The sequence below is a fragment of the Microcoleus sp. genome, from assembly GCF_049646505.1.
GTDB lineage: Bacteria > Cyanobacteriota > Cyanobacteriia > Cyanobacteriales > Microcoleaceae > Microcoleus.
The window spans coordinates 1-10,712 of record NZ_JBARVX010000427.1 but is presented as its reverse complement, the minus strand read 5'-3'; the positions used below and the strand labels follow the sequence as shown (position 1 = coordinate 10,712).

General features: G+C 42.6%; 7 protein-coding genes and 1 pseudogene. 3 read left to right on the top strand and 5 right to left on the bottom strand.

The annotated features are described in order from the left end of the window. Together WBA89_RS21010 and WBA89_RS21005 are read right to left on the bottom strand one after the other, a co-directional pair. Window positions 1-790, bottom strand: a 790-nt coding sequence (locus WBA89_RS21010; protein WP_424409184.1) for a protein adenylyltransferase SelO family protein, incomplete at its 3' end; no start/stop codon positions are given. Between the two features lie 189 nt (window positions 791-979). Further along, window positions 980-2,590, bottom strand: a complete 1,611-nt coding sequence (locus WBA89_RS21005) for an HD domain-containing protein (RefSeq protein ID WP_424409183.1) — start codon at window positions 2,588-2,590, stop codon at window positions 980-982. A 203-nt stretch (window positions 2,591-2,793) separates the two neighbouring features. Between WBA89_RS21005 and WBA89_RS21000 the strand changes: the two genes are divergently transcribed. Then, on the top strand, window positions 2,794-3,678 hold the full coding sequence (locus WBA89_RS21000) for a 4-hydroxybenzoate solanesyltransferase (protein WP_424409181.1): 885 nt from the start codon (window positions 2,794-2,796) through the stop codon (window positions 3,676-3,678). 69 nt (window positions 3,679-3,747) lie between these two features. Here WBA89_RS21000 and WBA89_RS20995 read toward each other — a convergent pair whose 3' ends face one another. The 3 genes from WBA89_RS20995 to WBA89_RS20985 form a co-directional block, all read right to left on the bottom strand. Continuing rightward, window positions 3,748-6,036, bottom strand: coding sequence for a CHAT domain-containing protein (locus tag WBA89_RS20995; protein ID WP_424409179.1), 2,289 nt, complete (start codon window positions 6,034-6,036; stop codon window positions 3,748-3,750). A gap of 31 nt (window positions 6,037-6,067) precedes the next feature. Beyond that, window positions 6,068-7,030 carry a DUF1822 family protein gene (locus tag WBA89_RS20990; RefSeq protein ID WP_424409178.1) on the bottom strand — a complete coding sequence of 321 codons (963 nt, stop codon included), beginning with the start codon at window positions 7,028-7,030 and terminating at the stop codon, window positions 6,068-6,070. 459 nt (window positions 7,031-7,489) lie between these two features. Beyond that, window positions 7,490-8,569, bottom strand: coding sequence for a tetratricopeptide repeat protein (locus WBA89_RS20985; RefSeq protein WP_424409177.1), 1,080 nt, complete (start codon window positions 8,567-8,569; stop codon window positions 7,490-7,492). A 224-nt stretch (window positions 8,570-8,793) separates the two neighbouring features. Here WBA89_RS20985 and WBA89_RS20980 point away from each other — a divergent pair, with 224 nt between their 5' ends. Together WBA89_RS20980 and WBA89_RS20975 are read left to right on the top strand one after the other, a co-directional pair. Then, entirely contained in the window at window positions 8,794-9,522 is a 729-nt protein-coding gene (locus tag WBA89_RS20980) for a hypothetical protein (protein ID WP_424409175.1), read from the top strand. 733 nt (window positions 9,523-10,255) lie between these two features. Continuing rightward, window positions 10,256-10,712 (top strand): annotated as a pseudogene (locus WBA89_RS20975) (hypothetical protein); the annotation flags it as partial.

Below are 10,712 nucleotides of genomic sequence, written 5' to 3'. Positions count from 1 at the left end.
TATTATCAGTATTCAGCACCGCGTGACAAAAACCAGCCGCCATCCACTGAGCGACTAATTCGGCTACACGCTTGACTAATTCTGCATAAAATAGCGCATACTTTTCTTCGGAAGAAGTACCAGAATTACTGGCTGCTAAATGCAGTTCGGGATAGTAATATTCAATTACAAAATCTAAAAGTTTTTTAGTTAAATCCGGGCGGCGGATATAATGCAGTCTTTCAAAAGTGCCAAACCGAATGTGAGAGTGACTGAAACGAACCATTACGGACGATCGCGTGGGAGAGGGTTCGTCGCCCCGCCACAAAGCATCGCCCGTTTCAACTAAACTAAAACAGCGAGATGTCCGAACTCCCAACCTGTGCAAAGCTTCGGCGGCTAAAACTTCGCGAACTCCCCCTTTGAGAGTGAGTCTACCATCAGCGTGCCGCGAGTAGGGAGTGCGACCGGAACCTTTAGTCCCGAAGTCATAAAGTCTGCCGTCAGTACCGCGAACTTGACCGTACAAAAAGCCTCTACCGTCGCCTAAATTCGGGTTGTATTCGTTGAATTGATAGCCGTGGTAGCGGAGTGCGAGAAATGGACGGACGCAGTGAAATTTGCCGAATGCTTCGATGAAATGTTGGTCGGTTACTTGCGCGGGGTCTAAACCCAATACTGGCAATAATTTGTCGTTGCGAAAACGGAGGATATGTTGGGGAAAATCGGCTGCGGGGACTTCATCAAAATAGTCGCCGCCGAGGGATTCGAGGGCTGGTTCGTAGTTGAGGGAAAGCAAGGGATTTGACATTTTTGTATTTGATTGTTGATTGTTTACTGTTGACTGTTAGCTGTTAGCTGTTGAATGTTAGCTGTTAGCTGTTATTTGTTATTGGCAATTGAGAATTGGAAATTGGAAATTGGAAATTCGTAACAAACAACAAATAACAAATAACCAATAACCAATAACAAAAAACTAATGACTAATGACTAATGACTTTTAACCGCATATTCCCTCCAAAGTTGCGACTAATTTGAGATTGTACTCGTCTTCAAAACACGGTTTTTTATAATCCAAACTCCACATTTCCAGAGCGCAATCGTCTCCAGAGTCGAGGGGTTGCAGCCGCAAATGAAACTCTTGAATTTCTGGGCGGTGTTCGCTTTTGAAATCGGCAATAGCACCTATTTGTCGCCTGTCCAAAGCCACAGCCAACCTCAGAAAAGGATGCAGTTTACTAACGACTTCCCGGTAGTTTTTGGGGAGGCTTACAAAATGATCGTGTTTCTTTTTCGGGGGGCTTTTCCGGTGATAGCGAGCCAGATTAGCAATTACTTCAATCTCTGTTTCAGTGTAGCCCAATAACTCACCGTTGCGAATTAAATAGTAAGAATGTTTGTGGTGCGCCGAATGACTGACGTACAAACCGCAGTTGTGCAGAATCGCGGCTGCCCACAGCAACTCGCGTTCTTCGGTTCCCCAATTGTGCAACATTCCTTGGGTTTGGTCGAACAATTTGAGGGAAAATTCTGCGGTTCTTTCGCTTTCTTCTGTATTGACTTGATATTTTTCAGCCATCAGCAGAATGCTGCGCTGGCGGATTGAACCTTGATAGCGCAAGCGGTTTTCAATCAAACCGTGACTCAGCATCCAGTCAACAATGACGCCTTCTCTCAGAGACCGATCGCACACAGTGATCGATTCCATTCCTAATAGTGTCATCGCTTCCTGTAAAATCAAAGCGCCGGCGAGAATAATTTCTGCCCGCTTGTCCGACATTCCCGGAATAGCCAGTCTTTCTGAGTAAGAAAGTTTGCGGAAACGGTTGACTAAATCGCGCAAATCCTTTAGACTTAATTGATAGCCGGTCAACGGACTCGGAACTGTTCCCAGCTTTTCGCGAGCGTTAATGGCTGCTAGAGTTTCGATGGTTCCAGCGGTACCAATTAAACGCAGAGTTTCGCCAGCCTTGAATTGAGCTCGCAATTCGTCGATCGGTCTTTCGAGCGAAATCCGAATATAAGCTTGCAAATAGGCAAACTCCTCTTTGCTAATCGGGTCAGTTTTAACAAATTCTTTTGTTAAGCGCACAGCACCGATTTTGGTACTGGTGAGACAGCGAGATTCCGAGCTATCTCCTAAAATCAACTCGGTAGAACCGCCTCCAATATCAATAATCACCTGGGACTGATTGTTGAATTCCATACCCGAAAGCACGCCGAGATAAATTCTCCGCGCCTCTTCCTGACCGGAAATTAAGCTAACATTCAGGTCTAATTCCTCAGCAACTCGTTTGAGAAAATCCCGCCCGTTAGGAGCTTCTCGAACCGCACTCGTAGCCACAGCGATAATTTGTTCGGCGTTGCAAGTTTTAGCAATGTCTAGAAAACGGCTCAGAGTGGCGATCGCCCTTTCCATAACCTCAGACTTCAAGCACCCTGTCTTAGCCTCGGAATCGCCCAATCGAACCGTATCTTTTTCTCTAGCAATAATCTCAAAGGCGGGCAATTTCGGGTCGATCCGCGCCACCACCATGTGAAACGAGTTAGTACCCATATCGATAGCAGCAATAATGCGATTTGACTCCGCAGAAGCAATTGAATTAACCATTGGAGTGTATGGGGGTTGACAGATATTTATGATTATTTCATAAATCCAGTTAGGCATCCTATGAAATCAGCAAAAATCGGGAATTAGGGCATAGGGCATAGGGCATCGGGACATACATCACTTTTTTGAGAAACGCTATATTAGGTAATTTTGCCTAAAATTTGATAACATTTAATGTTAAAAATCTAAAATCTAGAATTAAAATGCTTCAAGAGTCCGATCGCCCAACCGAATCCACATTGCTAACCATCGTAAAGCTTTTGAGGTGGGACAAACCAGCAGGAAGGCTTATTTTAATGATACCAGCCCTCTGGGCCGTGTTTTTAGCAGCAGACGGGAGACCGCCCTCGGCATTAGTTGGCGTAATAGTGTTAGGAACCTTAGCCACGAGTGCGGCGGGATGCGTCATCAACGACTTGTGGGATCGCGATATCGATCCCGAAGTAGAAAGAACGCGATCGCGCCCCCTAGCATCCCGCGCCCTCACCGTACAAACTGGCATCGGAGTTGCCTTAATTTCCTTTGCAAGCGCCGCCATTCTCGCCTTTTATCTCAATCCTTTAAGCTTCTGGCTGTGTGTCGCCGCCGTACCAGTAATTATCTGCTATCCCCTAGCAAAAAGAGTCTTTCCAGTGCCGCAATTAGTATTATCAATAGCCTGGGGATTTGCCGTATTAATTAGTTGGAGCGCCGCCGTCAATCAATTAGAAATAGCAACTTGGCTGCTGTGGGGAGCAGTCGTGTTTTGGACGATGGGATTTGACACAGTTTATGCGATGAGCGACAGAGAAGATGATTTGCGTTTGGGTGTGAATTCCAGCGCGATATTTTTTGGGGATAATGCCGCTAATGCTGTCGGTTTTTTCTTTGTTGGGACTGTCGGTTTGTTAGCAGCAATGGGGATTAATTTGCATTTGCATATTGGTTTCTGGATCGCAATTTGTGCGGCAGCGATTTTGTGGGTTTTGCAGTACAGTCAACTGCGAAAGGCCGACATTCCAAATCCCGTTTACGGTCAAATTTTCCGCCAAAATGTTTGGGTGGGTTTTGTGATATTGGCGGGGATGATTGTGGGGGAGATTTTTTAATAGACATCTTCAATAATTTTTGTGGAACAGGCATCTTGCCTGTTCTAAAAGTGATATTAGTAATTATATTCAAGGGGAAAAACGCCAAATCTTAATAGTTCTGTCTCGACTACCACTGATGAGAGTTTCTCCGTCAGGACTAAAGGCAAGACAATAAACAGTGTCTGAATGTCCGAGAGTGTGAATCGCTTCTCCGGTAAATAAATCCCAAATTCTAATAGTGCGATCGGCACTACCGCTGGCGAGATATTTCCCATCTGGACTAAAGGCAACAGCGTGAACATCATCCGTATGTCCTGTCAAGTTACTTTTGAGTTCTCCATTGCTTAAATGCCACAGTTTAATCGGTTGCTTTGCGCCACCGCTGGCGAGAGTTTGTCCGTCGGGACTGAAGGTGACAGCATAAACAGTGTTGTCGCTAAAAAAAGAACGAGGCCAACCAATAGGGCCGTCACCAGGGCCGTTTAAATTGCGGATTTCTCTGCCTGTGTGAAGATTCCAAAGCTTGATATTGCTGTCGAAACTTCCACTAGCAATTATATTGCCGTCGGGAGCGATTGCAACGTCGTGAACTGCCCAAACATGACCTCTGAGAGTGTGTCGTAATTCCCCGGTTTCCAGGTTCCAAACTTTTACGGTACTGTCAGCGTGGTGTCCGCTGACTAAAGTTTTGCCATTAGGAGTTAGGGCGATCGACCATACAGAAAGAACCACCCAGTCATCGCCTTTGAGAGTGCGTTTCAATTGCCAGCTTTGAGTATCCCACAATTTAATAGTACCGTCGGGATTGGCACTGCTGCTGGCAAGAGTTTGTCCGTCGCTGCTAAAAGTAACGCAAGTCACGCCACCAGAATGTTCGGTGAGATTTTCGAGGAGTTTTCCTGTTGTCAAGTTCCACACTTTAATCGTTTGATCGAGACTGCAACTAGCGAAGATTTGACCGTCGGGGTGAATGGCGACTGATTTAATAATGTCTGAATGAGATGTAAAGGTATGTTCGGTTTTCCAGCTTTTTTTTTGGTAATTAGTTTGAGTATGTCCCTGTTCTAAAATTTGCTCTATGTTCTCTTTTAAACTCCGTCCTTCTGGAGCATTCGGATACTTTTCTAGAAAAATGTCTACATTAAATAAAATTTCTAGTATCTCTTTTCTGGATTTGGCTAGTAAAAAGTTTTTGCGAAGTATAGCTAAATCTTCAACATTTTTATCTTCCGAAGTCGTTAGCTTCGACCAAACGAGAGAAGGTTCAGCGGGATTTTGACAAATAATTGGCATCCAAGCTGCACCAGGAAACTCATCTTCAAACCCATCACTCCTCAACATAATTCGTGCTTTCCGAACAGCTTGGTATAAAGATTCTCGGTTATTAGAAAAGGCTCTTAAAAAGTGCCTTAAAAACCGTTGTGCAACCCGATCTGGTACGGGTTCTCGCATGACAATTAGTTGTGGGATATTTAATTTTGCTAAATCATAAGCAAGTTGCAACCCGTCACAGGAATTGAAAATCGCTAATTTTAACCCCCGTTCGATCGCATCTTGTAACACTGGCTTTAAATTCTCAACCGTTAGATATTCTTTAGGCTCAGTTGTTCTAGTATAAATTCGTCCTTTGTTATCCTCACTAGAACTATGTCCCGCAAAAAATAGAATATCCCAGTTTTCGTATCCAATTCGATCGCTAACAACTTGTCGTGTCGGTTCAGGAAGAAAGCTGACCTCTGCATCTGAAAAACCTTCTTCTAATGTAGCGCGTTCTTCTTCTAAATCCAATCCTTCACGATCACCCAAAATTACTAGGATTCTCAGCTTACCATTGTTGCTAACTGGCGTGATTTTTTCAACTCTCTCAAAGTCTAGCGGACTCAAGGCAATTTCTACTTTAGCTTTACTATAAGTAAATATACTCCATTCATGCCAAGGCAGTTTGTTTAGCAAATCATCTTTTGCTTGAATAAAAAATCTAACTTCTTCTTGTTTTCCTTGACTCTCTCCTAATTCTTGCTGGAGTCGATCGTTCAGTTTTTTAAATTCAACACAGTCGTATTGATTTAACCAAAAATTGACATTTTTTGTCAATTTTTGATAAGATAAGCGACTTTTTTCTCTCCATTCGGCAGTATTATTCGAGCTAATCCGCTGTTTGAGTCTTTCTGAATTACGAAAAGTCAAACACTGACGCAAATATGAATAATCTTTTTTCAAATTCTGATAAATTTCAGAAATATTTTCTGGACTTGATGGAAGCTGACAATCAATTCCCATAGAAAAAGGCTGACCTTCTTTGGCAATTTGCAAGGTGACATCAAACCCTTTTCCAAAACTTCCCCTGTTTATTTTTAAGAAAATTAGTTTTGCCATAGGTGTTTATTTTTTCAATCTTCTCAATTAATTAAAATTCAAAATATTCGGTAATGCTGTCCTCACCAGAAGTCACTTGAACCCTGAACTCTTCTCCCGGTGAGAATGAAATTTCCTGTTTAAATCCATCTCTGTTTTCATTCACGAGGAGTTCGACAGGTTCGCCGGATTCAAAAAAAATAGTAAGCTTGAGGTCTTCTGGTAAATAGGTTTGCTCTTGAAGCGGATATATCCCCAGAAATAGGCTAATTGTTTGCTCGTCTTGTTTCTCTAAATCCAGAATTAAAGCGAGGGTGCGATCGCCCAGTTGAATTTGTTTAGCTCGTTGAACAGTATTTGACCTAAAAGCTTCTTGAATCCTTCTTATCCCCAATATCTGAGATATTGTCAGCCATCCTTCCTGAATGGCCTCAACAAAGTTATTGTGGAACCATGTATCTAAATTAACTGGCGGTACTATTACATAATCTAGTCTTACATCCTTAACTTCCATTTTAAGTAATTGCGTTAACTCTCCCGTCCTAAATCTAGTTTGAATTTGATCAAATCCTTCGGGAGATGTCTCAAAATATACGATTAAACTGCCCTCTTGTATTTGATTTATTTGAAGTGAAATATTCCCCGGAATTTTTTCTAAAATTTTATTGAATTCAAGAATAATCTCTGGTGAGATTTGCTCAAAAACAACAGGATCTATCCACATCTTTGCACCAACTCTAATTTCTTGCCCAGTTAGCGGTGGATACCATTCATTAGGATTCACGATATCTCTAGGATGCAAATCTAAGGCTTTAGCAATCTTTTCTATAGCATCTCGTTGAACGGGATAGTTCCAATGTGGATTACTGAGTCTTTTAACTTGGTCAACATTTACAGTCGCAACTTCTGCTAGTTTTTCGTAAGAAAATCCTTTCTGGCTCCTTGTATCCTGAAGAATTTTACATCCATTGTCAGTGGCTAGTAAGCCACGAAGTTTCTTTCGTTTTTGAGGCATAGATTCGATAATTTTAGTGTTGTATTTTAGTCGATTCTCACTGACAAAAATAGATGCAGATAAATGCAGATATACAAAAATGCAAATAGATGCACATAAGCACTGTTATCTGCACTGAATAAATCTGGTTGTCACTCTTTTGTTTCAGTACATTGTGATTGTAGACAGCAGTTAGGCCTAACTCGGTTGTCCTTTGTTCAAAAAATTGACTTGGAGACAAGAGTATGAATTGCAAAGTATTGATTTCACCACTCCTGATTGGCTCGATCGCGCTCGGCAACACAACATTGGTACTAGCAGCAGTTTCAGGCGCTTCAATCGCTCGGACAGAGCTTCAGTCAGCCACGAATAACATGATAACCCGAATTTGTATCGACAGACATGGCAATGAATACCCCTGTCCTTGATTCCTAGCGAAAATCTGGGGAAAGGGCGATCGCACTTTCCCCTAAATCCCGCTTACTTCAGACGCTGACGCGCTTTACCAATGTAAAAATCTTCATCTCGCTCAGCGGAATTACCGTATTCGAGACAGTTTTTCCACGCTTCCAAAGCTTCTGCACGATTGCCCAGATGTTCTTGCACCTCTGCCATGATGCCATAGGTTAAACCGCGATCGCTATCTAGTTTAACAGACTTTTGTAGCATTTCCAAAGCTTCTTCAAAACGTCCTTGTTCCTTCCAAGCCAAAGCCAGGTAAATTAACAACGCTGCTTTGACTATTTTGTCATCCTCAACTTTCTCCGTTTCAACCAGCTTTAAACCGTACCCAATTTTTTGAACAGCTTTCGGCAAATCTTTATATTCAATGATGAACAAACGGGCCAAATTGCAGTAAGCAGCAGCAAAACCGCGGAATGCCGCTTGCTGATAATGTTCGATCGCCCGATCGACATTTCCGGCTTCTTCGTACATCAATGCCATATTGTAGTAACTTGCGGCATTATCTGGGTTGATTTTAATAGCTATATCAAATTGTTTCCTAGCTGCCACTAATTCCCCCGCTTCTTTGAATCTCGACCCCCGATTGTTTGCTACTATCTCCAAATTTAGAGAAGTTTCTGCATCTTGAATTTCGCTCAATTCGGGAACCTCTGGCAGTTTTAGTCTGCGACGCTCCCATTCTCCCTGTTTGTCTCCTTTACCAAACAGCCACTCCAAATTTTCTTCCTTGATTGGATTGGGAAACTTCAATAAAAAACTCCACTTGTCCGAGCCTGTCTTTGTTTTGGCGCTCGTTACCTCCCGCTTGTCTTCCATAATTTTCAATCTTTCTAAGCAAAGAAGGGCATTGCGGATTTGCTCTTTCTCTAAAGCTTTGCCGTATTTCTGTGTCAGATAAACCAGATCCTGCAACCTTGTCTGTTTCACCCACAGGTTAGTTCCTTGCCAACGGCTATCAATATATTTTTTGAGGCTGTCATAGGGATTAATTGTTTCCAAATCCGCATCAGTGAACGAGTACAACGCCTCAATTAATATTTTTGCACCATCTTTACCTTTTTTCCAGGTAAGGTTCCGACGACTATTATTCCCCATGAGCAAGTCCCGAAAATTGTTGAAAAAACCTTGGGAATCCCGAGGTTTTTGTTTTCCCAAGCTGCTAAACGCGATTATAGCAAGTTTTCAGCCACCTTGTGCAAATTTGCTTGGGCTAATTTAATCCTTTATTTTAGTGGGTAAGTCAAAAAACTGACCCAAGACGAGTTTGTTGCCAGATTTTTTATTCAGTTCGATTTGCATACACTTCTTTGAGGAGGGCGATGATGAAGCGCGTAGATAAATTGAAATTGGTACTTCAACGATATTCCGATCGCACTCCTCAAGACGAATTGTTATGCAGGCTAATTTTAGGAATTTGCTCGGAATCGCTGGATAGCCCGCAGCGTCGAAAATTGCTCAATCGGTTGTTGCGGCAACTGCAACTCTTACCAAAACTGTCAAAAGTTGTTCATCCCTATTATTGGGAAGCGCTGAATAAAACTTGGGAATGGTTAGACAGTAACCTTCACGAGTTTGAACCTCGATGTTCTCCTATTCAAGACAGTCTCACTTATTGGATCAACGGTCATCTCAGGTATCGAATTATAGATTTATATGCAAAAAAAAACAAAAAAAATGGTTGCTTAGAGTATTTAGAAAATCGCAGATACGAGATTGACTGTTTGGATGGTTTGGAGGCGGAGATTGAACGGATCGATCGCGAAAAAAACCAAGCTTTGGCAAGGGAGATCGCACAATACATCGATCGCGATCCCGACAAAAAACTTCGCAACTGCCATCCTCGCAACCGTCCCGACTGCAACTGTCAGTCGATCGTGCAAAAATTGTTCTTGGAGGAGTCGCCCCAAAAAATGTCCGCCATCGCCCGACAGTTGAATATCAATACACAGACTATTAACTCTTTTTGGAAAAGGAAGGGATTTTCCAAAGTGCAAGAAATAGCCAGACAAATTGCTCAAAAAGACTCTGAGGTGACAGCAGATTGCTGAAAGTGTCTGCGGTGCCGCCCGCAGCGTCTTTCCCAGCGTGCTGCGGAAGCATCTGGGGCTTGGCAAAAGACATTTTTTATTGAGCGGGCGATCGCCCATTAATGCAAAACAGAGATGATCCGTTACTTAAGCTGTGCTTGATATAAATTGTATATTTTCGGTAAAAAGGGGACGAGCGATCGCTGGTTCCTCTTTTTTGGGTTCAATACAACTACATATATTTAGAAATAAGCCAATTGGCCTAGACTTTCTAGACATATTGCTGATGTGCTGGCTTCTGAAAAATAATATTATTCTTGTCAATCAAACAAAATTTCACTAAATAAATGAGTGTCAAAAACTACGCCACTGTGCAAGGGATCTAGAAAATTGAGGGGTCTAAATTTTATATGCAAAAATAAAAATGCCACAGTGCCTTGTGCTACGGGCGATCGCACCTTCTATGTAAAGTTATATTACAAAAACAGAAACTTCGCATAAAAACTCCGACGCACTCCAGATAGATAAGTAGCGGCGGAAGTTCAGCGAGTTTAATCACTCTGTGTGAAGTTATATTACAAAACGCATAAAAACTCCGGCGCACTTCAGATAGATAAATGTGGTAGTCCTGCAAAAGCAATGATGCAAGTCGATATAACCCTGCCTGCATAAGGATTGAGAAAACGAAAAACCTTACTTGTGCACCACTACCATAAATGTCAGCCCAAAGTTATCGGATTAATCGAGGTGTAAAATGTCTACTACTTCTATCGGCAATCTCAAGGACAACTATTTCTCGATCGACTTCGCAGGTAAAACTGACCCCACAGACACCTATCGTTTCGATCGGCTAAATCCAGGCAGCTTTCGAGTTACGGCTGAAGGATTTAGTTCCGGTGTCGGGATGCAGCTTCTCGACAGTCAGGGAAAAGTCGTCAAAGACATCGAAACCGACGGCACAAATTCAGGAACATTTAGCATCGATAACTTGGGTGCAACAAATTATGCACTCAAAATTTCCGCCCCTGCCCGCGATACAAATTATCAAGTTAGTTTAACACCCGACGGCAAAGTCGATCCGCTGACAGGTTTAGGCGTTACCTCCGGTTTCTTCACACCCGATTCAACAGGTCAAGTTGGCTTTGACTGGCTGCACGACGGCGGCAATTATCAAGGTGAAGTTGCCGTTTTCAGCGTGCAGGGAATGGAGA

What these genes read in the sequence shown, in the direction of transcription:
- WBA89_RS20995 (WP_424409179.1), bottom strand. Translation starts at nt 6,036, where the DNA reads ATGGCAAAACTAATTTTCTTAAAAATAAACAGGGGAAGTTTTGGAAAA.
- WBA89_RS20990 (WP_424409178.1), bottom strand. Translation starts at nt 7,030, where the DNA reads ATGCCTCAAAAACGAAAGAAACTTCGTGGCTTACTAGCCACTGACAAT.
- WBA89_RS21005 (WP_424409183.1), bottom strand. Translation starts at nt 2,590, where the DNA reads ATGGTTAATTCAATTGCTTCTGCGGAGTCAAATCGCATTATTGCTGCT.
- WBA89_RS20985 (WP_424409177.1), bottom strand. Translation starts at nt 8,569, where the DNA reads ATGGGGAATAATAGTCGTCGGAACCTTACCTGGAAAAAAGGTAAAGAT.
- WBA89_RS21000 (WP_424409181.1), top strand. Translation starts at nt 2,794, where the DNA reads ATGCTTCAAGAGTCCGATCGCCCAACCGAATCCACATTGCTAACCATC.
- WBA89_RS20980 (WP_424409175.1), top strand. Translation starts at nt 8,794, where the DNA reads ATGATGAAGCGCGTAGATAAATTGAAATTGGTACTTCAACGATATTCC.